The 22,000-nt window shown below is 69.0% G+C and carries 20 protein-coding genes; 12 read left to right on the forward strand and 8 right to left on the reverse strand.

The window, feature by feature from the left end:
• The first annotated feature begins 110 nt into the window (after positions 1 to 110).
• A complete protein-coding gene (locus IEY95_RS00075; RefSeq protein WP_189183722.1) occupies positions 111 to 791 on the forward strand; it encodes a TetR/AcrR family transcriptional regulator in 681 nt (226 codons plus the stop codon).
• A gap of 308 nt (positions 792 to 1,099) precedes the next feature.
• Positions 1,100 to 2,584 (forward strand): PP2C family protein-serine/threonine phosphatase, encoded by a 1,485-nt coding sequence (locus IEY95_RS00080; RefSeq protein WP_189183723.1) that lies wholly within the window; start codon positions 1,100 to 1,102, stop codon positions 2,582 to 2,584.
• Between the two features lie 72 nt (positions 2,585 to 2,656).
• Here IEY95_RS00080 and IEY95_RS00085 read toward each other — a convergent pair whose 3' ends face one another.
• Entirely contained in the window at positions 2,657 to 4,156 is a 1,500-nt protein-coding gene (locus IEY95_RS00085; RefSeq protein WP_189183724.1) for a DNA-binding protein NsdB, read from the reverse strand.
• Positions 4,157 to 4,389: 233 nt separating this feature from the next.
• Between IEY95_RS00085 and IEY95_RS00090 the strand changes: the two genes are divergently transcribed.
• Positions 4,390 to 5,532 (forward strand): aminoglycoside phosphotransferase family protein, encoded by a 1,143-nt coding sequence (locus tag IEY95_RS00090; RefSeq protein ID WP_189183725.1) that lies wholly within the window; start codon positions 4,390 to 4,392, stop codon positions 5,530 to 5,532.
• 294 nt (positions 5,533 to 5,826) lie between these two features.
• A complete protein-coding gene (locus tag IEY95_RS00095) occupies positions 5,827 to 7,806 on the forward strand; it encodes an N-acetylmuramoyl-L-alanine amidase (protein ID WP_189183726.1) in 1,980 nt (659 codons plus the stop codon).
• 103 nt (positions 7,807 to 7,909) lie between these two features.
• On the opposite strand, the gene IEY95_RS00100 is transcribed toward IEY95_RS00095, so the two are convergent.
• The 4 genes from IEY95_RS00100 to cynR form a co-directional block, all read right to left on the reverse strand.
• The gene (locus tag IEY95_RS00100; RefSeq protein ID WP_189183727.1) at positions 7,910 to 8,101 is read right to left on the reverse strand and encodes a hypothetical protein; all 192 of its coding nucleotides are present in this window, start codon (positions 8,099 to 8,101) and stop codon (positions 7,910 to 7,912) included.
• A gap of 80 nt (positions 8,102 to 8,181) precedes the next feature.
• On the reverse strand, positions 8,182 to 8,679 hold the full coding sequence (locus tag IEY95_RS00105) for a hypothetical protein (RefSeq protein ID WP_028799502.1): 498 nt from the start codon (positions 8,677 to 8,679) through the stop codon (positions 8,182 to 8,184).
• A gap of 103 nt (positions 8,680 to 8,782) precedes the next feature.
• Entirely contained in the window at positions 8,783 to 11,674 is a 2,892-nt protein-coding gene (locus IEY95_RS00110) for an ATP-binding protein (protein ID WP_189183728.1), read from the reverse strand.
• 528 nt (positions 11,675 to 12,202) lie between these two features.
• On the reverse strand, positions 12,203 to 13,096 hold the full coding sequence (cynR, locus tag IEY95_RS00115; RefSeq protein WP_189183729.1) for a transcriptional regulator CynR: 894 nt from the start codon (positions 13,094 to 13,096) through the stop codon (positions 12,203 to 12,205).
• Positions 13,097 to 13,222: 126 nt separating this feature from the next.
• On the opposite strand from cynR, the gene IEY95_RS00120 reads away from it, so the two are divergent.
• Positions 13,223 to 13,828, forward strand: coding sequence for a carbonic anhydrase (locus tag IEY95_RS00120; RefSeq protein WP_189183730.1), 606 nt, complete (start codon positions 13,223 to 13,225; stop codon positions 13,826 to 13,828).
• A 111-nt stretch (positions 13,829 to 13,939) separates the two neighbouring features.
• On the forward strand, positions 13,940 to 14,410 hold the full coding sequence (gene cynS / locus IEY95_RS00125) for a cyanase (RefSeq protein WP_189184567.1): 471 nt from the start codon (positions 13,940 to 13,942) through the stop codon (positions 14,408 to 14,410).
• A gap of 377 nt (positions 14,411 to 14,787) precedes the next feature.
• Here the strand turns inward: cynS and IEY95_RS00130 are convergent, their stop codons facing one another.
• Both IEY95_RS00130 and IEY95_RS00135 read right to left on the reverse strand, forming a co-directional pair.
• Positions 14,788 to 15,363: a TetR/AcrR family transcriptional regulator gene (locus IEY95_RS00130; RefSeq protein WP_189184568.1), complete on the reverse strand. Its 576-nt coding sequence runs from the start codon at positions 15,361 to 15,363 to the stop codon at positions 14,788 to 14,790.
• Between the two features lie 466 nt (positions 15,364 to 15,829).
• Positions 15,830 to 16,303: a nuclear transport factor 2 family protein gene (locus tag IEY95_RS00135; RefSeq protein ID WP_189183731.1), complete on the reverse strand. Its 474-nt coding sequence runs from the start codon at positions 16,301 to 16,303 to the stop codon at positions 15,830 to 15,832.
• A 421-nt stretch (positions 16,304 to 16,724) separates the two neighbouring features.
• Between IEY95_RS00135 and IEY95_RS00140 the strand changes: the two genes are divergently transcribed.
• From IEY95_RS00140 to IEY95_RS48515, 3 genes are all read left to right on the forward strand, one after another.
• The gene (locus tag IEY95_RS00140; RefSeq protein WP_189183732.1) at positions 16,725 to 17,198 is read left to right on the forward strand and encodes a carboxymuconolactone decarboxylase family protein; all 474 of its coding nucleotides are present in this window, start codon (positions 16,725 to 16,727) and stop codon (positions 17,196 to 17,198) included.
• Between the two features lie 238 nt (positions 17,199 to 17,436).
• Positions 17,437 to 17,739 (forward strand): SDR family oxidoreductase, encoded by a 303-nt coding sequence (locus IEY95_RS00145; protein WP_229702486.1) that lies wholly within the window; start codon positions 17,437 to 17,439, stop codon positions 17,737 to 17,739.
• Positions 17,727 to 17,831 (forward strand): SDR family oxidoreductase, encoded by a 105-nt coding sequence (locus IEY95_RS48515; protein ID WP_229702487.1) that lies wholly within the window; start codon positions 17,727 to 17,729, stop codon positions 17,829 to 17,831. Before IEY95_RS00145 ends, IEY95_RS48515 begins: the two co-directional genes overlap by 13 nt.
• Before the next feature lie 139 nt (positions 17,832 to 17,970).
• On the opposite strand, the gene IEY95_RS00150 is transcribed toward IEY95_RS48515, so the two are convergent.
• A complete protein-coding gene (locus tag IEY95_RS00150; protein WP_189183733.1) occupies positions 17,971 to 18,231 on the reverse strand; it encodes a hypothetical protein in 261 nt (86 codons plus the stop codon).
• A gap of 190 nt (positions 18,232 to 18,421) precedes the next feature.
• On the opposite strand from IEY95_RS00150, the gene IEY95_RS00155 reads away from it, so the two are divergent.
• From IEY95_RS00155 to IEY95_RS00165, 3 genes are all read left to right on the forward strand, one after another.
• Positions 18,422 to 20,122: an FAD-dependent oxidoreductase gene (locus tag IEY95_RS00155; RefSeq protein ID WP_189184569.1), complete on the forward strand. Its 1,701-nt coding sequence runs from the start codon at positions 18,422 to 18,424 to the stop codon at positions 20,120 to 20,122.
• A gap of 186 nt (positions 20,123 to 20,308) precedes the next feature.
• The gene (locus tag IEY95_RS00160) at positions 20,309 to 21,055 is read left to right on the forward strand and encodes an SDR family oxidoreductase (RefSeq protein WP_189183734.1); all 747 of its coding nucleotides are present in this window, start codon (positions 20,309 to 20,311) and stop codon (positions 21,053 to 21,055) included.
• Between the two features lie 189 nt (positions 21,056 to 21,244).
• Positions 21,245 to 21,841 carry a YceI family protein gene (locus tag IEY95_RS00165; protein ID WP_189183735.1) on the forward strand — a complete coding sequence of 199 codons (597 nt, stop codon included), beginning with the start codon at positions 21,245 to 21,247 and terminating at the stop codon, positions 21,839 to 21,841.
• Positions 21,842 to 22,000 lie beyond the last annotated feature (159 nt).

A 22,000-nucleotide genomic window follows, 5' to 3' on the forward strand; every position in this document is an offset into this window, starting at 1 on the left:
CCACGCTCCTTCGTTATAGCTTCTCGTGTTCGTGATAGGCTCTAACTAAAGCTTGCTCCTCTATATTCCGTAAGTCAAGAGCCACCCACAGACGACGAAGAGGCGATGACATGGCGGCAGAGAGCCGGACCGAGCCCGGCCTGCGCGACCGGTTCCGCGCGCAGGTACGGCAGGAGGTCAAGACTGCGGCACTGCGACAACTGGCCGAGGGCGGCCCGGAGGCGCTGTCACTGAACGCCATCGCCAAACAGGTGGGCATGACAGGCCCCGCGCTCTACCGCTACTTCACCAACCGGGACAGTCTGCTGACCGAGCTGGTCATCGACGCCTACGGGGACCTGGCATCCACCCTCTCCCACGCGGCCGACGCCGGCACGACGGACCCGGTCGCCCGCCTGACCGCGGTCGTCGAGGCCTACCGCGCCTGGGCACTGGCCGAGCCGCACCGCTATCGGCTCCTGTTCCGGGCACCGCTTCAGGGCTACGACGCACAGTCCACGAGCCTGGTCGAGGCCTCCCAGCCCGCCATGAAGGTCGTACTGGAGGTGGTGGGCGCCCTCGCGAAGCCGGGCACAGCGGTTGCGGAGGGCCCGGCGGCGCAGTTCCGGGAGTGGATGAACCACCATGAAATCGTGGACGTGCCGGAGGCGGTCGCCCTGCGGACCACGATGCTGTGGGCTCATCTGCACGGCCTGGTCGGCCTGGAGATCGAGGGCAACTTCACCTCGATGGGGATCGACCCGGTCTCTCTCTACGAGTCAGAGGTGAAGGACTTCGTGCGCTCACTGTGAACCCGAGCGAGTTTGCCGGATCCGGTACTCGAGAAGACTTCGCACAAACGCCCCTCGAACAGAAGAATGAACCACGGTCGCGCATACCTCGCGGGACCCTCAAGTCGCGTAGGCCGCCTACGACTTGACCACGCCGGACGCGTACCGAATCGATACCGCACACCCGGTCCGGGAGGACTGCGGCATATGCCAGAAGCACCACCGTATCGTGTGTTGCCAAATCCCTTACAGCGCGTCGCAGGCTGTGCAACAGTCGTAACGGTCCTTCCGTCAGCCTTGGTCGTACCGTCCCCGCATCGGAGCACGTCATGCCCTCCCATCTCTCTGCGGACCGCTCAGCCGCTCAGCCGCCCCAGCGCGGCACGGTCGACGCGCTCATCTCGCAGACGCGGCGGCTGCGCGGCGAGGTGGACGCCGTACGGCGTGACGCTCCCGTCGACGGCGAGGACCCTCAAGGACGCTGGCAGCGCGCGCTGTGCAATCTGGCGATGCACCAACTCAACGACCTCGACGAGCACTTGGCCCAATTGCGGGACGGACCGCCCCCCGTGCGCGTCCAACCCACAGCCGTCCCCGCCGCCCGAGCCGTGCCGGCCGCGTCCCGGCGCGGCTCGCTGCTGAGCCGGGTCGGCAGCGCCGAGTGGAACCTCCAGACGGACGAGGCCAGTTGGTCCGGTGAGCTCTATCAGATCCTGGGCCGCGACCCCGCCGCTCCCCCACTCACACTCGACGAACTGCCGTCGGTGGTGCTCGACGAGGACCGGCCGAGGCTGACGACGATGGTCACGGACTGCCTCATCGACGCCAAACCCATCGACGGGGAGTTCCGCATCGTGCGTCCCGACGGCGGGGTGCGGACCGTGCACATGATGGGCGAGCCGGTGCTCGACGCCGACGGCAGCACCGCCTCGATGTGGGCCGTGCTGCGCGACGTCAGCGAACTGCGCCGCAGCCAGCGGACGGTGAGCGAGACCCGCGACTCGCTGCAACGCGAGCGGCACATCGCGCAGACCGAGCACCGGCTGGCGATCGAGCTGCAGGAGGCCGTGCTGCCGCCGTGGCGCGGCTCCCTGCGGTTCCCTCAGCGGGGCACGCAGACCCTGGACCTCACCGCCCGCTATCTGCCCTCGTCGACCAGCGCACTGATCGGCGGCGACTGGTACGACGCTCTCGAACTGCCCGACGGCGACACCCTGTTGAGCGTCGGTGACCTCACCGGCCACGGAGTCTCCGTGACCTCGGGCATGGCAATGCTGCTCGGCGCCCTGCGCGGCATGGCCATAACGGGCACCCAGCCGGGTCACATGCTGTCTTGGCTCAACCAGTTGCTCGACGCCTCCGTCCAGCCGGCCCTCGGCAGCGCCGTCTGCTGTCGCTACCGGCCCGAGACCCACACCCTCAGCTGGGCGCAGGCAGGACACCCCGCCCCGCTGCTGTTCCGCAACGGGACGGGGCGCGTGCTGGCAGCACCCGACGGCGTGCTGCTCGGAGCGACATCAGGTGCCGTCTACGGGCAGGCCGAGGAGAGCCTCGAAGAGGGCGACCTGCTGCTCCTGCACACCGACGGGCTGGTGCCCCGGCGATGGGGGTCCCCCCGCTCGAGCCAAGCCGAGAGTGGGGGAGAAGCCGAGAGCGCGGCAGGAACGGCGGCCGTCCAGAAGCTACTCGACCTGGCCCCGCGCTTCGACGAAGCCCGCTCAACCCAGGACTGTGTACGGATGGTTGTCGAGGAATTCGGCGAGACCGAGCGCGAGGACGATGCCTGCGTGCTCATCGCCCGGGTCGGCTCCTGACGACGCTGTCCATCGGGGTCATGCCGCGACCCCGGCTCCTAGACCGACCCGTGCTGCCGGCACGGGCCCCCCTTACGCCCGCGCGCTGTGGCCGCCCCTGGGCTTCAGCGAGCCATGGGGAAGGGCGAATTTGATCTCCTCACGCAGGTCTTGAATCTTCGGATAGCTGGAGTACTGCCCGGTGAGCCGGTACATCTCGCGCAGCCGGTCCCAGGTGCGGTGGGAGGAGTTGGCTCCCATCGACGTCAGGGCCAGTCGCGCGTACCGGTCGGCCTGTTCGGGGTCGTCGGCGATGAAGCAGGCCGACGCGAGGGAGATGTGGTCGAAGATCTTCGACCGCTCCCGGCCGGACTCGCGCAGCTTCAGTGCCTCCTTCGCATGGCGCTGCGCGGTGGCCGCCGCGGCCGGCTCGTGTTCGGCGAGGGTGCGATAGGCCAGAGCCTGCATGCCGTGCATGTCGGCCTCGTCGAACAACTGCATCCAGCTCGGCGGAGGTACGTCACCCCGGTCGGAGACGAACAGGTCCTCCGCCTGACCGAGCGTGCGCCGCATGGCCTGGCCCTTGCCCATGGACGCCTGTGCCCAGGCCTCGATGGTGTGGAGCATGGCCTGGGTGCGGGGCAACACCTCTTCGCCGGAACCGGACTTGGCGAGCTTCATGAGGTCGAGTGCGTCGTCGGGCCGGCCCAGATGCACCATCTGGCGAGCCGCTCGGGAGAGCGCCTCCCCGGCGCGGGGCCGGTCACCGCCTTCTCGGGCCGCGTGGGCGGCGATGACGAAGTACTTCTGGGCCGTGGGCTCCAGGCCGACGTCGTGCGACATCCAGCCCGCGAGGACGGCGAGGTTGGCGGCGACGCCCCACAGGCGCCGCTGCAGATGGTCGGGGTGTCGGTAGGAGAGCATGCCTCCCACTTCGTTGAGCTGGCCCACCACAGCCTTGCGCTGCAGCCCGCCACCGCGGGCCGCGTCCCAGGCCCGGAACACCTCGACCGAGCGCTCCAGTTCCTCGATCTCCTGCGACCCGATGGGGGCGGCCTCGTAGCGGTCGAACCCAGCGGGGTCGGCGTGCAGGGGATCGTCGAATTGGGGAGCGTCGGCCGAGAGGGCCGGATCGGTGTGAAGCCAGTCGTGCATGGCCGTACTGAGTGCGGATCCTGCGGCGAGCGCGGCACCCGCGCCCACCAAGCCGCGTCGGTTGAGCATGAGGTCCATTCCCGTGAATTCGGTGAGGACCGCGGCGGTTCGCTCGGGCGCCCACGGCACACCGTCGGGATGTTCCGCATTCCCGCCGCCCTGCCGCTTCCCCACGCGCCCGTGCCGGACCAGACCGAGGTCCTCGATGGTCACGACACGGCCGAGACGCTCGGTGAACAGAGCCGCCAGCACCCTCGGCACCGGATCGCGCGGGATCTCTCCCATGTCGATCCAACGCCGCACCCGCGAGGTGTCGGTCGCCAGTTGGGGGTGGCCCATGGCCGCCGCCTGTCGGTTGACCATCCTCGCGAGCTCGCCCTTGGACCAGCCGGCGAGGCCGAACAGGTCCGACAGGCGGGTGTTGGGTTGTCCGTTCACGTCAAGCCCCCAGGTTCTCGGCTGATTTGACAGTAACCGCCTGTCAGTTGCTGAGCGACTATTCGCCAGGGTTCGCCAGGGTGCGCCAGATGGTGTGCCAGTGGACAACGGGTGTCAGGTAGGAACGCGCCACCCCGACCCGGTTGCCCCACGGACATTCCCCAGGGTGCACCAGGGCGGCCGGGGCGGGTAGCGCAGCAACTTGCAGGCACACGAAGGGATCTGTATCGCCCATGTACGCAGCATCGTCCTCCGTGTCCGCTCCGCCCCGGTCGCTGCACCCCCGCCCGGTCGGCGGCGGCCCCTACCTCGACCCCGCGCGCCCGGCGGCGGCCCCCGTGCTCGGCGCCGGCAGGGCCCGGCGCGTTCCGGGGCTCGGTGCCCAACCGCTCAGCGGGAGACTCGACTTGTCCGGCCCCCAGGGCGCGCAGCTGCGTACGGCGCTCGCGTCGGTGCACCGGATCTGCCCGGAGTTCGCTCCGGTCCAGGTGCTGCGCCGCAGCGGACGCTCCGTGCTCCTCGTCGGCACGACGGGGCGCAGCACGGCCGTCGCCAAGTGTTTACTGGACCACTCCCCCATCTGGACCGAGCGGATCCGGCATGAAATAGCGGCCTACCGCTCGTTCGTGCGGCACCGGCCGCCGGTGCGGGTGCCCCGGCTGATCGCGGCGGATCCGGACAACTGCACGCTGGTGATCGAGCGGATGCCGGGCCGGGTGGCCGCTCTGCAGCGGCATCCGGCGGAGGCCCCGCCCCGCGCGGACATCCGGGCGGCGCTGGGCGCGATCTGCCGGCTGAACGCGTGGCGGCCGCCGGCGGGGACGTTCGACGCCCCGTTGAACTACGCGGAGCGGATCTCCCGTTTCCATGAGCTGGGTCTGCTCACGGACCGGGACATGGGCGATCTGCAGAAGCTGGTGCACGGCATCGCCCACTCGGCGGGCCGGCAGGGCATGGGCCAGTTCTGTCACGGCGACGCGCTCCTGTCGAACATCCTTCTCTCACCGGCCGGTCCAGTGCTGGTGGACTGGGAGCACGCGGGCTGGTACCTGCCGGGGTACGACCTGGCAACGCTGTGGACGGTCCTCGGGGACGCCCCCGTGGCCCGGCGTCAGATCAGCCAGCTCGCGCAGTCGGCGGGGCCCGCGGCGCGCGACGCCTTCCTGGTGAACCTGATGCTCGTCCTCACCAGAGAGATCCGTACGTACGAGACGGCGCTGCAGCGTTCGATGCACGACACGACCCCGGCGGCACCGGGACCGGCCCACTCGGGTGCTGCGCCGTCCGGCGAGGAACAGCGGCTGTTGCTGAGGCGGCTGCACGACGACTGCCAGTTGGCCCGTCGGGCCGTTCGAGCGGCGGTCGGCACTCGCTGACGGGGACGGAGGTCCGCGGTTGCGCCAGGGACAGGGGCGCACCGCGGACCTTCGTCGTGTCCGGCACCCCTTCCCCGTGCGCCGTACCCGAGCGTCCCCCGTTCGGACTATTGGTCCACTCCACTGACGCGCCGCAGGCCGGGTGACCGCCGCCACGAAAATCCCTTCACCCACCGCTGACGTGGGAAATCGCCTGTCTCTGGGCATGATTGACGGATCGTCGGAGAGCGGGTACCACTGACCACGATCGGCCCCCGCACGCCCCAGCACGCTCGACCGTCCCAGGAGGCTGCATTGCGAGGAACCGCCACCGACCCCAACGCCACCGCCGGGCACAGACGGGCGCGCAGAACCGCGGGAGCCGTGGCCTCCGCTGCGCTGCTCCTGCCGTTGCTCGGCGCGGCCCCGTCCGGCACCGCCCCGCAGGCCTCCTCCGCGCAGTTGCAGCGGGCCTTCGCCGACGCGGCAGCCGAATACCACGTGCCGCAGAGCGTCCTTCTCGCGGTCTCCTATCTGCAGTCCCGCTGGGACGCGCACGCCGGTGCCCCGAGCGTCAGCGGCGGCTACGGCCCCATGCACCTCACCGACGCCCGTACGGCGATCGTCGAGGCACCGCACCACAGCGAGGGCACCGAGGACGCCCGCGGTGACAGCTCGCGTGCGGCCCTCCTTCCCGACACGAAGGTGCCGGAGAACTCCGAACTCCCGGCCCGGCTCAAGACATTGCCGAAGGCTGCCGAGCTCACCGGCCTCTCGGCGGAGCAGCTGCGTACGGACGCGGCCGCGAACGTCGAGGGCGGCGCCGCGCTCCTCGCCGCCGCGCAGCGGGACCTCGGCGAGCCGCTGAGCGACGACGCGGCCGACTGGTACCGGGCGGTGGCGCGCTTCTCGGGCGCGGATGACAGCGCGACGGCGGCGACGTACGCCCATGACGTGTACGACGTGATCCACGAGGGCGAGGAGCGCTTCACCGACGCCGGACAGCAGGTGGCGCTCGCCGCCCAGCCCGAAGTGAGCCCCGACATGGCACAGCTCCGGCGGGTGGGCCTGCGTGCGGCCTCGGCCGATGGCACGGAGTGTCCCGAGAGCGTGGCCTGCGAGTGGATTCCGGCTCCGTACGAGGAGTTCGGCGAGGGCGACTACGGGAACCACGACCTCGGCGACCGGCCCGTCTCGCAGAGCATCAAGTACATCGTCATCCATGACACCGAGGGCACCTGGGACGGCGTCCTGAAGCTGGTCCAGGATCCGACCTATGTGTCGTGGAACTACACCCTGCGCTCGACCGACGGCCACATCGCCCAGCATGTGAAGGCCAAGGACGTCGCCTGGCACGCGGGCAACTGGTACATCAATGCCAAGTCGATCGGCCTGGAGCACGAGGGCTTCCTCGCCTCGCCGGACGCCTGGTACACGGAGGAGATGTACCAGGCCTCGGCGCGGCTGGTGAAGTACCTCGCCAAGAAGTACGCCATTCCGCTCGACCGGCAGCACATCCTGGGACATGAGAACGTGCCCGGCCCGACGGCGTCGAACATCCCCGGCATGCACACGGACCCGGGCCCGTACTGGGACTGGCGGCACTACTTCACACTGCTGGGGCACCCCCTCCAGCGCACTACGCGGCAGGCCGGCGGGCTGGTGACCGTGCTGCCCGACTTCAACAAGAACCAGCCGGTGTACACGGGCTGCGTCACCAAGGGCGAGCCCTGCGCGGCGCACGGCTCCGGCGAGGTGCGGCTCTACTCCCAGCCGGACGAGACGTCACCCCTCATCCAGGACATCGGTCTCTACCCCAAGGGCGACGCCTCGACCATCGACGTGAACGATGTCGCCTCGCGCGTCTCCACGGGGCAGCAGTACGCGGTCGCCGACCGCGACGGTGACTGGACGGCGATCTGGTACCTGGGCCAGAAGGCCTGGTTCAAGAACCCGGAGAAGCAGCCGACGGCGGTCAACGCGTCGGGCTTGGTCATCACGCCCAAGGACGATCTCAAGGAGATCCCCGTCTACGGGCGCGCCTACCCGGAGAAGGAGGCCTACCCGGCGGGTGTGCCCGTCCAGTCGGTCTCACCCCTGCCCTACAAACTCCTCGCGGGCCAGAGGTACGCGGTCGGCGACAAGGTGCCGGGTGAGTACTTCTACGCGCCGACCTTCGACACCGCACCGCACAGGGTCGTGATCGGCAAGGACATGTACTACGAGATCCAGTTCGGTCACCGGGTGGCGTTCGTGCGGGCCGCGGACGTGAAGGTGATGCCGTCGCAATCGTGATGGCCTGGGCCGGGACCGATGTACGCGGTCCCGGCCTCTGCCGTCAGGTGCGGTCGGGGAACCGGGAGGCCGGTGTCATGGGTGCGGGCCACGGTCTCCCGGATCAAGGAGTGCCGGATGACGTACCCGTCCCGCGGACCACGACGAGTTCCCGTCCGACCAGCGTCTTCACGGCGGCCCGCAGCGCGTATTCGGGCAGGGCACCGACAGCGCCCAGGACGTCGTCGGTGAACTCGCCAGCCGCGACGACGAGGGCGGACCGCACCTCGCACGCCGGCTCAGGCAGGCCTGCCATGCGCTCAAGCGGGAGGGTCCGCAGATCGCTGTCCGGCGCTTCGTCGGCGCTGCTCAGCGCCTCGACGAGCAGGGGGCCGTTCAGCCCTGCTGGAAGAGCTCCGCGGGCAGGGGCTTGAGCAGCGCGTACAGGTCGTCGGTGATGGGACGGTCCCAGGCGGCGATGGTCACCAGGACATTGTCACTGCGGTCGAACTGCACGCACGAGATGCGGGTCTCGGAGAGCTTGAGACGGCGCACGATCATGAGGTTGTCGCCCTGCATCACCGGCATGTCCTCGGTCCCGGTGACGGTGACCTCCTCGTCGTTCTCCAGCGCGAGCAGCAGCTGGGCCACCTCGAAGGGGACCTCCCCCTCGGCGACGTCACGGGCCGGGGAGCCCTCCGGCAGATTGCCGATGATCATCGCGGGGCCGCGGCCGCCGAACAGGTCGTAGCGCAGGAAGACGCCCTGGCAACTGCCGTCGGGGGCGGGCAGCAGGCCCGCGCCGAGATTGCCCGGCCAGTCGCCCGGATCCATGGCCAGAACATCGAAGTCGGGCCCGGCGGGCGTGGCGCTGCGGCGGCGGAGGAAGGACATGCCGCAATGGTACGTGCACAGGCGTGAACCGGGCCCCGGGGGCGCCCCGTCGGAGCGGCCAGGAGATGGCTGCACCCCCTGTGTGGAGGACAGCCGGCCCCGGCTATGGCGCCACTCGTTCGCCCAGTGCGGGGCCGAGTCCCGAGCGGTCCGTGCCCACCTTTCGGTAGACCGCCGACAGCAGGCGCACGACGGTCGGCTCGTCGGTGTGGAGTTCGTCGGCGATCTCGTCGGTCCCGCGGCCCCGGACGATGAGCGCGGCGGCGGCGCGCTCACGGGCCGTCAGTGTGTCCGTCTCGGTGCTGTGCAGCCGACGCGGCCGCAACCCGGCGGCGGCCAGCTCGTCGCGGGCTTCTTCGACGAGCCCGTCGGCCCCGCACTGGACGGCCGCGTCGAGCCCCCGGTAGAGGTGTTCGGCGGCTTCCTTGGGGCGTCCGGCGCGGCGCAGTTCGGTGCCGAGCGCGACCAGGGCGCAGGCGAGCTCGTACGCGGCCGGGGAGCGCTCCAGATGCCCGACGGACTCTTCGAGGAACTTGACGCGGGCCGAGCCGGAGGAGACATCGGCGGCGGCGCGCAGTGCCTGGCCGATCGCGGAGGGCGTGCCGTACTGGCGGGCGCGGTTCACCGCTTCGAGTGCCGTGGCGACGGCGCGCTCCGGAGCGTCGTGGCTCTCGGCACGGGCGAGGTGGAGCTGCCAGGGGCACCACGCGGGGTTGCGCATGCCGCGCGGGTCGAGACGGCGCCCGGCTGCGGCCAGCTCGGCTGCGGCGTCTTTGGTGAGGCCGCGGGCGAGCAGCAGCTGGCCGTGCACGGTCTGGGCGTCGGGGAAGGTCACGGCGGCCGGGAAGGGCGCCTCGAACGCGTAGTCCTCGCCGGTCTGCGCGGCCTCGGTGATCCGGCCGCGGGCGAGCAGGATCTCGATGAGGATGCCGACGGCGTACCAGTGAACGGGGGTGCCTGGTCCCACCCGCTCGGCGAGCCGCAGACCCGCCCGGACGAAGTCCTCGGCCTCGGCAAGGCGACCCCGGCGGTAGCGCAGGTACCCGAGCAGCGTGTAGCCGAAGGAGAGGTGCGCGCCGTGCCAGCCCTGCGCCTCGAAGTCGGCGATTCCGGTGGCGAACAGTTCCTCCGAGCGCCCCGGCCGGTCCGCGTACATGAACGTGAGTGCGACCAGGACGGGCACCTCGAAGCCGCGGTCGGCCTCGGCCCAGCCGAATCCTCCGGCGAGGGCGCGTTCGGCGTGGTGCAGGGCGACGTGGGCGGGTTCCCCGCGCAGGGTGGCGTCCCACGCGCGCAGGCCGATGACATAGCGCTCGGTGAGTTCACGGCCGGTGAGCCGGTCCGCGAGGCGGGCCAGTCGGCGGGAGCGGGCGGGCGACTCGGGTTCGTCGGCGCGGAACGCGTCCCACATGAACTGCTCGGACTGCATGCGCAGCCGCACCCGGGCGTCGCCCGTCACGCGGATCTCGCGGGCGAGTGTCTCGGAGGCTTCGGCGAGGCGGTCGCTGTGGGCGAGGACCTGGGAGAGGCGGTAGACGATGTGGTGGCGCAGTTCCGGCGCGGCGATGGGTTCTTCGAGGGCGGCACGCAGATGGTTGACCGTGGTCGCCGGTTCGGTGAGCAGGGAGGCGCAGCCCAGTTCGTACAGGACGGCGGCTCGGTCCTCGAAGGGCGGTGGTTCGCGCAGGGCCCGGGCCAGATAGCGACGGGCGGCGTCGGGTGCTCCGGCACGGAGCGTCTCACGGGCGGCGGCGCGCAACTGATGGACGACCCAGGCGTCGCCGTCGGGGTGCGTCTCCAGGAGGTGGCGTGCGGCGGCGGACGGGCCGAGGCCTTCGTCGACGACACACCAGGCGGCCTGGCCGTGCAGCGCGACGCGGACGCCGCCGGGTATGGCGCGGTAGACCGCGGTGGCGATGAGGGGATGGACGAACTCGAGGGTGTCGGCGCCGGTGAGGATACGGGCGCCGCGCAGGGCGTCCGCCGCGTCAGCGGCCTCCTCGGAGCCGAGGCCCGCGACGGCGGCGGCGAGCGTCGGATGGATCTCGGTGCCGAGCACCGCGCAGGCCCAGGCGAAGCGGACGGTAGACGGGCCGAGGCGTTCGAGCCGGGCGATCAGGCCGCTTCCCTTGACGGCGGCCGCCAGGTCGCGCAACAGGTGCGCTCCGGCCTCCGTCGGGGTCAGTCCGCGGTCGCGCACCTTCGCGGTCAGCTCGACGGCTTCGAAGGGGTTGCCGGCGGTGACCGCCCAGCACTCACGGCAGAACGCGTCGTCGGCCTGGGTGCCGAGATCCTCCCGTACGAGCCGGGCGACGGCCGCCGCGCTGAGCGGTTCGAGGCCGATGGGGCGCTGGCCCGCGCGCCCCGGCAGGCCCCTGAACGCCTCGGCGTGGTCGGGGAGTTCGTCGGGCCGGTAGGCGACGGCCAGGAGCAGCGGGAGTTGCTCGGCCCGCGGCGCGAAAGCGGCGAGCCAGCTCAGCGACTCCGGGTCGGCCCAGTGCGCGTCGTCGAGGACGAGCACCATCGGGGCGCGCTGCACCGCGAGATGCGTGAGCACCCAGTCGAGGCCGTCGCGCAATCCCTGCTGGTCGGGCGGGGCGCCCTCGGCCGGCGCGCACAGCCCGAGCGCGGGGCCGACGATCGCGTACCAACTCCCCAGCCGGTCACGGAGTTCGGGCTCCGGTGCCCCGGCGAGCTGCGGCTGCAGCAGCTGGCGGGCGACATGGAAGGCGACGCCCTGCTCCTGGTCGCCACCGCGGGCTGACAGCACGGTGCAGCCCTTGGCGGCGGCACGGCGGCGCACTTCGGCGAGGAGGGTGGTCTTCCCGATTCCGGCACGGCCCGCGAAGGCGAGGAGCGCGCCGCGAGGGCGCTCGGGTGGCTCGCCACTGTCCCTGTGCAGTCCGGTGAGCTCGCGCAACGCCTCTTCGGCAGCGGCGAGTTCACTCTCGCGCTCGAAGAGCGTCCGTCGACTCCGTAGGCTGCGTTGCCCCATGATGCACCCCCTGCCACGGTGGGGCAGCCGGCGCGGGGAGCAGGTGCGCACCGTGACCTTCAGGCACCTCAGCGTACGCCTGGAGCGAGCCGACGGTGCCCGCTCGACCACTACTGACCGGAAACGTTACGGCACTTCGCCAGACCTGCCCCGACCTGCACGGCGCCCCTGCCTCCCGATACCCCTGTGCGCGTCACGTGCAGATTTTCGGCGACTGACCGCGCAGCGAAGCGGCCCCGCTCTGCACGACGCGATCGGAGATCTCGACGTGCTCCTTGACGGCCGCCGCACGCCGTGTCTACTGAGGCCGGCTCCAGTGGGCCTCGAGGGGCCGCTGCGACCTCGGCCGGCTTCTGCAGCACAGTCCGGTGGTTGCAGTGGAGCCTCAAGATCCGGGAAGCCCGCGGAGCTGAGCCGAGCTTCTCGCCGAACTCGCTCTGGCAGGCCGGGTCGAGCGCTCCCCAGAACACCAGGGCCGGCGCGGACGCGTTCACCAGGCCCTCACTGACACGTCCCGCGGAGGTGGGGTTACCCGCTGGAGGCGACCCATTGTCGGGTGAGTTGGGCGAAAGCCCGGGCGGCGGCGCTTTGGTAGGAGCCCGAGCGACGGAGCAGAGTAACGGTGCGCTCGGGCAGGGGCGGGTCGAGGGGGATGGTGCGCAGACGTGGGTGATCGTGGGCGATGGCCTCAGGCAGGACGGAGGCCAGAGGGGTGCGCTGAATCATTTCGGTGAGGACATTGATCGAGTTGGCTTCCACCGCGATGTGCGGCGTGGTGTGGTGCTGACCGAAGTAGGTGTCAATGTGCCCGCGAGTGGCGAAATCGCTGCTGAGCAGGGCCAGGGGGCGTCCCTCCAGTTCTCGCACGGGTAGCGGTCCGGTGCGGTCGGCGTAGGGGTGGTGGGTGCCGACGACGAGGCTGAGGGCTTCGGTGAACAAGTCGCCCGTGGTGATGCCGGGCAGGTGGGAACCGTGAAAGGCGATGCCGAGGTCGAGGTCGTCGGCAAGGAGGGCGGACTCGATCAGATCCTGCGTCATCTCCTTGATGCTCAGGCTGATGTGGGGATGGCGGGCGTGGAACTGTCCGGCGAGGGGGCCGATGAGGTAGGCGGTGAAGGTGGGGGTGACCGCCAGGCGCAGGCTGCCGCGGGAGAGGTCGGCCACGTCGTGGACGGCGCGTTCGGCCGTGGCGAGTTCCTGCAGGGCGCGACGGGCGTAGTGGACGTAGGTCTCACCGGCGTCGGTGAGTCGTACGGCACGGCCCGTACGGTCCAGCAGCTGCGTGCCCATCACGCGTTCCATCTGTTTGATCTGCTGAGACAGGGTCGGTTGGGAGATGTGCAGGGCTTCGGCGGCGCGGGTGAAGCTGCCGTGTTCGGCGACGGCCAGCAGATAGCGCAGATGACGCAGTTCGAAGCTCATGACATCAACTATAGATGTGACCAATAGATCTTATATTCAGGGCGTCTTGGACGCTATAGGCACAGTTCATGCATGGTAGATCTCGCGAACGCCACCACGAGTCCGGCACTCGCGAAAGGAGTGACCATGCAAGACCTCGCAGAGGGAGTCGCACATTTTCAGCGGGGCGTCTTCCCCGCCAAGGCGGCCCGCTTTCAGCATCTCGCCACCACGCACCGGCCCAGCACCTTGTTCATCAGCTGTTCCGACGCGCGCGTCATACCAGAGCTGATCACACAGAGCGAGCCGGGCGAGCTGTTCGTCATCCGTACGGCCGGAAACCTGGTGCCCGCCTACCCCAGCGCTGATGGGGTCGCGGCGAGCATCGAGTACGCCGTCGCCGTCCTGGGCGTGTCCGACATCGTCGTCTGCGGGCATTCCGCCTGTGGCGCGATGACCGCCCTGGCCGACGGCCACGACCTCGCCGCCCTGCCGGCCGTCGCCAACTGGCTGCGACACGCGGACGCCTCCTGGGCCCGTGCGGCCTGTTCCGGGCCCGGCGAGGACAAGGTAAGTGCTCTGGTGCGGAACAACGTGATCGCTCAGCTGGCGAACCTGGCAACGCACCCCTGCGTCGTCCGGGCGCTGGCAGCAAAGACCGTCACGTTGAGCGGCTGGGTCTACGACATCCCCACGGGCGCGGTCGACCAACTCGACCCAGTCACAGGCCGCTCCGCCGCCCTCGCGGCCTGAGCTGTCCTGCCCCTCTTCTCCAGGCCGCCATCCGGCGATCTGGCCCCCCGACCGTACGACTCCGCTGTGCCCGCCGCGGTGCGGGCCGGCATCTTGGAAAGGAACATCCTCATGATGCACGCTCAGTTCGACCCCGCCGCTCGCCAGGCTCTGGCCGCTGTGGTTGTCGAGGCCAAGACGCGCAAGGACCTGACCTGGCAGCAGATCGCCGACGTCACCGGCCTGTCGGTCGCGTTCACCACCGCCGCTCTGCTGGGTCAGCATCCGTTGCCGGAAGCCGCCGCGAGGTCGGTCGCCGAACTGCTGGACCTGGACGAGGAGGCGGCGGTACTGCTGCAGACCATCCCGACCCGCGGCTCCCTTCCCGGCGGCGTACCGACCGACCCGACGATCTACCGCTTCTACGAGATCGTCCAGGTCTACGGCACCACGCTCAAGGCCCTGATCCACGAGCAATTCGGCGATGGCATCATCAGCGCAATCAACTTCAAGCTCGACGTCAAGAAGGTCGCCGACCCCGAAGGCGGCGAGCGCGCGGTGATCACCCTGGACGGCAAATATCTGCCCACCAAGCCGTTCTGATCCGGCGATTGGCCATGCCGGAGGCCATGACCGATGAGGCGCCCGGCGGGCATGCCGACCAGCTTCGAGCGATCAGGGCTGTCGCTGCGGGCCCCTGCCACTTCCCGCGCCCCAGCACGACGGGGGCTCGCGGCGAGGGGGCAGGGGCCTTGGGCCCGCTCCGGCCATGACATCGGCCAGGCCGTCGGCCGTCGGCCGTCGGCCGTCGGCCGTCGGTCAGCGTGCCGTCAACGCGTCTCCCGCACCCGGGTCCGGGCACTGGGCGAAACAGGCCGCGGCGCCGCACCCATGACGTGGGACCAGTCTCACGTGTGTCCTGCTCACTGGGCGCCACCCGGGGGAAACGGGAGACGGCACGAGAGGCGGCGACCGCGTACTCAGGCGGCGGCGACGATGTCTGTGTGAGCGGTCAGCAGCAAGGTACGTGCGGCGTCCTTGGCCTGACGGGCAGGCTCTGGCGACCCGGAGATGGCCGCCGTGGTCATCGCGCCCTCGGCGAGGAGCAAGAGCTGGTCGGCCAGCCACGTGGGCACGTCCGCCGCGACCACGAGATCGGCGAGATATCGCCGGAAGGCATTCTTGTGGGCCTTCGCGATATCGACCACGGCCGGGGAGGTCGCTCCCAGCTCCCCGAAGGAGTTGATGAAGCCGCAGCCGCGGAAGCCCGGCTCGTTGAACCAGCGGAACAGCCAGTCGAAGACCGCCAGAATCCGCTGCTCGGGTGCGTCGTAGGTGTCCACGTACTGAGCAAGATCGCTGTGCCACCTCGCGTCCCGCCGCCTCAGATAGGCCTCGACCAGGGAATTCTTGGAAGGGAAGATCTGGTACAGGCGCTTGAGGGGAACTGCGGAGGCGGTGCGAATCGCATCCATTCCCACCGACTGTATGCCCCGGCCGTAGAACAGCTCCTCGGCAGCGTCGAGGATCCGCTGCTCGGTCGTTTCGAGTTCCACCTCGATCACCTCATTCTCGAAAACGGTCGTTCTCCTACGGTACAGCGCATCGGGCCACAAGCTGAATTCCCAGGTGCAGGCCGCCCCGGCGCACCGTACGCCCCCGCTCGGATCAGGGCCGGGCGTGTTGCCCGTCGCCGAGTCTGCAACCTCGATGCAGTGGCGGGCTGTGCGTACCCAGCGTTCCTCGGCGGGAAGGGCGATCACGCCGTGCTGGTGCATGCCCGCATGAACGCGGGACGGAGCAGGGGTCGCGGAGGTTACCCGGGGCCGTTCACCGGACGCACACGGGGCCGCCGGCGGGAGTTGCGCTGCGGTTTGCGAGAGGGGCATGGGGCGAAATGATGGCGTCGCTGAACAACCTTCGATGTACGCGACGGTCTCTGCCGCAGGTACGGTCTCGCGCCGACGCGACCCGCCGTAGATCCAGCGTCGGGCCCGGATCTACGGCGGGGGGGCCGGGCGGTCAGAGGTCCAGGTCGCTCAGGCCGGGGTGGTCGTCGGGGCGGCGCCCAAGGGGCCAGTGGAACTTGCGCTCCGACTCCTTGATGGGGAGGTCGTTGATGCAGGCATAGCGCCGTCGCATCAGGCCGTTGTCGTCGAACTCCCAGTTCTCGTTGCCGTAGGAGCGGAACCAGTTGTGTGAGTCGTCGCGGCATTCGTAGGCGAAGCGCACAGCGATGCGGTTGCCGTCGAAGGCCCACAGCTCCTTGATGAGCCGATACTCCAACTCCCGGCTCCACTTGCGGGTGAGGAGGGCGATGATCTCGTCACGGCCGGTGGCGAACTCCGCGCGGTTCCTCCATCGCGAGTCCACGGTGTACGCCAGGGCGACCTTCTCCGGGTCGCGGGAGTTCCAGCCGTCTTCCGCCAGGCGGACCTTCTCGATGGCGGTCTCCCGGGTGAACGGCGGGAGCGGAGGACGTGGGTGGTCAGTCATGTCGTTTCCTTGGGTCTGTGCCGTATCGCCGTCCGCGGGTACGTGTCCCGTCGGCGCGGGCCGTCAATGAGAACGTTCGTTCTCTCTGTTGGGTCAACCATAGGAGAACGATGGTTCTCGCGCAAGGGTGACTCGACCTCGATCGAGTTGGCGGCCATGCCCCTGTCATGCCACTGAACGGGCCGCAGCTCGTGAGGGTGGCCATCAAGGACGTCCAAAAGGGCTTCAGCTCGCCCCGGCCGTCGCTGCTCTACGGCGCATCGCGGGGCGCCTCCTGCGCCGGGCTGACTCGGCTGGATTCGCCCCACCGGGGCCACCCCAAACGAACGAGTGAGACCCACGTCACACCCAGTTGCCTGTCACACATGGCCGGGCCACCGGGTCAATAGTGTGTATCCGCCAACACGGCAAGGAGATCAACGTGGAATCGCGTCTCAACTACTTCGGCCACCCCCTCGCGGGAAAGGTGCTGAAGCACATCAACTCGGCCAGCAAAGTGGTTTCGGACTCAACACTGCCGGCCGTGATCCAGGAGCTGGTGAAGATTCGCGCAAGCCAGATCAACGGCTGCGGCTTCTGCACCGACATGCACACCAAGGACGCCGTGCACGCCGGGGAGAGCGCCCAGCGCCTCCACCTGGTCGCCGCCTGGCGCGAGGCCAAGGTGTTCACCGAGGCCGAGCGCGCCGCGTTGGAGTTGGCGGAGCAGGGCACCCGCATCGCCGACGCAGCCGGTGGTGTCACCGATGAGGCCTGGACGAACGCCGCCAAGCACTTCGACGAGGACCAGCTCATCGCCCTGATTTCCCTCATCGCCGTCATCAACGCCTACAACCGCATCAACGTCATCAACCAGCAGCCTGCCGGGGACTACCAGCCTGGCCAGTTCGGCTAGCCGGCACCAGCCGGACCAGGCCCGCACGGTCCGTCTCCGCGATGCCTCGCCCCATGGCGCGGAGACGGACTGCGGGCGCCCACGATGGGCCGGGTTGTACGGAGGACTCCGCCACCTCACGGCCCGGGACGCCATCAGTCGACCCGGAACGATGTCTTCCAAACACAACAATCTTTTTCACACGATGGCATCTGCAAGCCTCTGATATTTGTTCCACATCCCACGAACCAAGAGGGCCATGCCCAGCTCCGCCCCACCACGCTTCGAGGACCGAGTCGCGATCGTCACAGGAGCAGGATCGGGCATCGGCCGGGCCACCTCGATCGCCCTGGCCGAGTTGGGAGCACGCGTCCTCGGCGGGGGACGCCGGAAGGAAGCCCTGGAGGAGACGGCTCACGTCCACTCCAACATCGCGGTCCTGCCGCTCGACATCTGCGAAGACGACGCCGCGGACACGGTCGTGGCCACCGCCGTGGAGTGGTGGGGCCTCTGGCCGGAGGAGACCACTACGCCGCCACCAAGAGCGCCATGGAACAGCTGACGCGGAGCTGGGCACTCGAACTCGCGCCGGAGGGAGTGCGGGTGAACGCAATCGCCCCCGGCCCCACCAATCGCTCCGGGCCTCCGGGCTGATCGCCGTGGCAGCGCTGCCGCTGCTCGTCGGCATGGGGCCGGACGCGTAGCGCTCAGGCGCAGCCTTCGACGCGTCATTCAGCCGTGCCATGCCGATATGCGCGGCCATCCAGGACAATCCGGCGCCGCTCCTCGCCGCTCAGCGGTGGGACTCGGGTTCGACGTACTCGAAGGTCGGGCCGGCGGTTGTGCCGTCTCCGTCGGGCGCCTCCATCAGGCCCTGCGCCTGTGCCTTGAGCGCGTACATCATGCCGGTCGCGGCCCCAAGCTTCTTCGGACTGCCGTTGAACGCCTGATCCAGTAGATGGAGCAGTACGCAGTACGTCTGGTTGAACTCCTCCTGGGCAATTCGGATCGGACTGCCCACAGGGTGATCTGCCAGCCGCTGATTGGGGCGCATCGGGTGGACGCTGCTGTCCGCTGGGCAAGGAGGAGCGCGATTCGTTCCTCGTGCATCCTCGACCGCATCCTGCCGTGACGCCCCCGTGGCGCCGAGCTTGTCACAGATGGCGCGACGGCCCGGTCGTAGTGAATGACAACCTTTGCGATCGGAGAAGACCGTGGCTATCACCGAACAACGTCTCGCCACCATGGTGCTGGTGATCGGCACCGGAGGAGCCGGGCTGCGAGCAGCGATCGAACTGGCTGAGGCCGGTGTCGACGTCCTCGCGGTCGGCAAGCGTCCGAAGGAGGACGCTCATACCGCGCTTGCCGCCGGAGGCATCAACGCGGCCCTGGCCACCATGGATCCCGAGGACAGCTGGCAGCAGCACGCAGCCGACACTCTCAAGGAGAGTTATCTGCTGGCCGACCCTCGCACTGTCGGGATCGTCACCCAGGGCGCGGCCCGAGGCATCGACGACCTGGAACGCTACGGCATGGCCTTCGCCAGGGAAGAGGACGGCCGCATCTCCCAGCGCTTCTTCGGCGCGCACAAATTCCGCCGGACCGCCTTCGCCGGTGACTACACCGGACTGGAGATCCAGCGCACGCTCATCAGGCGCATGGACCAGCTCGACATCCCCGTGCTCGACGGCGTGTACATCACTCGGCTCCTGGTGCACGACGGTGCTGTCTTCGGTGCCTACGGCTTCGACGTCACGAACGGAAAGCGCTACCTGATCCACGCGGACGCAGTCATTCTCGCTGCCGGCGGCCACACGCGAATCTGGCGGCGCACTTCCTCGCGGCGCGACGAGAACACGGGCGACTCCTTCCGCCTGGCCGTGGAGGCCGGAGCCCGCCTGCGCGACGCCGAACTGGTCCAGTTCCATCCTTCCGGGATCATCGAGCCGGAGAACGCGGCCGGCACCCTGGTCAGCGAGGCCGCCCGGGGTGAGGGCGGGGTTCTGCGCAATGCGCTCGGGGAACGGTTCATGGCCCGCTATGACGCCGACCGTATGGAGCTGTCCACCCGCGACCGCGTGGCCCTGGCCTCGTACACGGAGATCAAGGAAGGGCGGGGGACCCCCAAGGGAGGGGTGTGGCTCGATGTCTCCCACCTGCCACGGCAGACGATCATGACGCGGCTCCCCCGTGTCTACCAGACTCTTCTGGACCTGCAGATGCTGGACATCACCCGCGAACCGATCGAGATCGCGCCCACCGCGCACTACTCGATGGGCGGGGTGTGGGTGCGTCCCGAGGACCACAGCACCGATGTGCGTGGCCTGTACGCGATCGGTGAGGCGTCGAGTGGGCTCCACGGCGCCAATCGCCTCGGCGGGAACAGTCTCATAGAGCTGCTGGTGTTCGGCCGCATCACGGGTCAGGCGGCCGCCGCGTATTCACAGTCCCTGACCGCGCAGCCGCGGTCGGCGTCGGCAATCGCGCATGCCCGTGAGGAGGTCGACGATCTCCTTGCCGCAGACGGGCCGGAGAACGTCCGCGCCTTGCAGCGTGCCATCCGCAACACCATGACCGAGCATGCGGGAGTTGTACGCGACGAAGAGGGCCTACGCACCGGGCTGGCGGAACTCGCGGTGATCGAGAAGAGGATGGAGGACGTCGGCATACACCCGGACATCGCCGGCTATCAGGACCTCGCGCACGCCTTTGATCTCAAGTCCGCCGCCCTGGCAGCCCGGGCCACCCTGGAGGCGGCGCTGGAGCGCCGTGAGACCCGTGGCTGCCACAACCGCAGCGACTACCCCGACCTGGATCCCGCCCTGCGGGTCAATCTCGTGTGGTCCCCGACGACGGGCATCACCCGCGAGAGTATTCCGGCCATCCCCGACGAGATTTCCTCTCTGATGGAGGAGGTCTCGACCGACGGGAAGCTTGCCGAATGACCTGTCTCGTCCGACCAGGCTCCTGATGGCCGATTCGGAGAATTTTCTCGATTCTTCCGAACACGCTGTCACAAGTGAAGGAGCTGTCCTGTCTCTTCCAGTGGAGACCGAATTAGTTCGAGTGCCGGTGAGCAGCTCATCTCAGAATGCGCGCCGCACCATGAAAACCTCCGAGAGGAATCCGTTATGAAGGTCGTAGTGATCGGTGGAACCGGGCTCATCGGCTCGAAGCTGGTCGGCAAGCTCAATGATCACGGGCATGAGGCGGTCGCGGCCGCGCCCAACACCGGGGTCAACACCCTGACGGGCGAAGGTCTGGCCGAAGTCTTGGAGGGCGCGTCGGTCGTCGTCGACGTGTCCAACTCCCCCTCCTTCGAGGACCAGGCCGTCATGGACTTCTTCCGCACCTCCACGACCAACCTCCTGAAGGCGGAGGCCGAGGCCGGCGTGCAGCACCACGTGGCGCTGTCCGTGGTAGGCACCGAACGTCTCCAGGAGAGCGGCTACTTCCGCGCCAAGCAGGCCCAGGAAGAGCTGATCAAGGCGTCCGGCATCCCCTACTCCATTGTCCACGCCACCCAGTTCTTCGAGTTCATGAAGGGGATCGCCGCAGAGGCCACCAAGGGCGACACCGTGCGTCTGGCCCCTGTCAAGATCCAGCCCATCGGCTCCGACGACGTGGCCGCGGCCGTCGGCCGCACCGCCGTCGGCACTCCGGTCAACGGCGTGGCGGAGGTAGCGGGCCCCGACGAGTTCCAGCTCGACGAGCTCATCCGCAAGGGGCTCGCCGCCAAGAACGACCCCCGCACGGTGGTCTCGGATGTGCACGCCCGGTACTTCGGTGCCGAGCTCAAAGAGACCACCCTCCTGCCGGGGCCTGACGCGCACATCGCCGCAACTCGGTTCGTCGACTGGCTCGCGCAGCAGCAGTAAGTCATGCGGGTGGCCCCTGTCAGCAGGCGGGGGCCACGTCTGCGCTCCAGCCGTGGGTCAAGAGTCCGGGCTTCGACGTTCATGACCCGCAACACTTCCGCCGAGCAGCAGCCTTGAATTCAGATGCGGGGCCGCAGCGTACCGGAATTCACCCCAGCTGAGATGTACGCAAAGAGGAGCCGACTCGCCATGCTGAGCCGCGGGGAAACCAACGCGCCTGTTCTCGCGCCCCATGAAAGGCTGACCGGTGTCTACACTATTGACCCCGTCCACAGCACGATCGCCTTTTCCGTCCGGCACGCCATGATCACCAACGTGCGCGGGAATTTCACCGCCTTCGAGGGACTCCTCAAACTCGATGGGCGCCAACCCACCCGGTCCGAGGCCTACGTCAGTGTCCAGACCGGCAGTCTGGACACGGGATCCACGGAGCGGGACGCCCATGTCACCGGCCCGGATTTCCTCGACTCCGCGTCGTTCCCCCTCATGAGCTTCCGCTCCACCGGAGTCCTCGACGCCGATGACGACCAGTTCCGTATGGCCGGATACCTTCGGATCAAGGACATCGAACTGCCCGTTCACATCGACCTCGAGCTCGGTGGAGCGAGCCGGGACCCCAACGGTCTGAACCGTGTCGGCTTCGAGGGCACGGCCATCCTGCGACGTTCCGACTGGGGACTCGACTGGAACACGGCATTGGCCGCAGGCGGGGTCCTGCTCAGCGACAAGGTGAAGCTGATTCTCGACATCTCCGCAGTCCGGCTGGAGCAGACAGGCGCCGCCTAGACCCCCATTCTTTCCGCTCTCTGCCGCAGAAGGACGCATGATGACTCGAGCCACTGAGACCCCAACCGACATCGCGACCACAGTCGTGTCGCTAGCCACTGAAGCGACAGAGCTGGAGACCCGTGTCAACGAGCTTCGCCAAGAACTCGCGAACCTCAA

This window comes from Streptomyces albiflavescens (assembly GCF_014645835.1).
In the GTDB taxonomy this organism is placed as follows: Bacteria; Actinomycetota; Actinomycetes; order Streptomycetales; family Streptomycetaceae; genus Streptomyces; species Streptomyces albiflavescens.

Bases quoted from the DNA above. Each gene is read 5' to 3' on its own strand.
- IEY95_RS00075 (WP_189183722.1), top strand. From the start codon at position 111: ATGGCGGCAGAGAGCCGGACCGAGCCCGGCCTGCGCGACCGGTTCCGC.
- IEY95_RS00080 (WP_189183723.1), top strand. From the start codon at position 1,100: ATGCCCTCCCATCTCTCTGCGGACCGCTCAGCCGCTCAGCCGCCCCAG.
- IEY95_RS00090 (WP_189183725.1), top strand. From the start codon at position 4,390: ATGTACGCAGCATCGTCCTCCGTGTCCGCTCCGCCCCGGTCGCTGCAC.
- IEY95_RS00100 (WP_189183727.1), bottom strand. From the start codon at position 8,101: ATGGCAGGCCTGCCTGAGCCGGCGTGCGAGGTGCGGTCCGCCCTCGTC.
- IEY95_RS00105 (WP_028799502.1), bottom strand. From the start codon at position 8,679: ATGTCCTTCCTCCGCCGCCGCAGCGCCACGCCCGCCGGGCCCGACTTC.
- IEY95_RS00110 (WP_189183728.1), bottom strand. From the start codon at position 11,674: ATGGGGCAACGCAGCCTACGGAGTCGACGGACGCTCTTCGAGCGCGAG.
- cynR (WP_189183729.1), bottom strand. From the start codon at position 13,096: ATGAGCTTCGAACTGCGTCATCTGCGCTATCTGCTGGCCGTCGCCGAA.
- IEY95_RS00120 (WP_189183730.1), top strand. From the start codon at position 13,223: ATGCAAGACCTCGCAGAGGGAGTCGCACATTTTCAGCGGGGCGTCTTC.
- cynS (WP_189184567.1), top strand. From the start codon at position 13,940: ATGATGCACGCTCAGTTCGACCCCGCCGCTCGCCAGGCTCTGGCCGCT.
- IEY95_RS00135 (WP_189183731.1), bottom strand. From the start codon at position 16,303: ATGACTGACCACCCACGTCCTCCGCTCCCGCCGTTCACCCGGGAGACC.
- IEY95_RS00145 (WP_229702486.1), top strand. From the start codon at position 17,437: ATGCCCAGCTCCGCCCCACCACGCTTCGAGGACCGAGTCGCGATCGTC.
- IEY95_RS48515 (WP_229702487.1), top strand. From the start codon at position 17,727: ATGGAACAGCTGACGCGGAGCTGGGCACTCGAACTCGCGCCGGAGGGA.
- IEY95_RS00150 (WP_189183733.1), bottom strand. From the start codon at position 18,231: ATGCGCCCCAATCAGCGGCTGGCAGATCACCCTGTGGGCAGTCCGATC.
- IEY95_RS00155 (WP_189184569.1), top strand. From the start codon at position 18,422: ATGGTGCTGGTGATCGGCACCGGAGGAGCCGGGCTGCGAGCAGCGATC.
- IEY95_RS00160 (WP_189183734.1), top strand. From the start codon at position 20,309: ATGAAGGTCGTAGTGATCGGTGGAACCGGGCTCATCGGCTCGAAGCTG.
- IEY95_RS00165 (WP_189183735.1), top strand. From the start codon at position 21,245: ATGCTGAGCCGCGGGGAAACCAACGCGCCTGTTCTCGCGCCCCATGAA.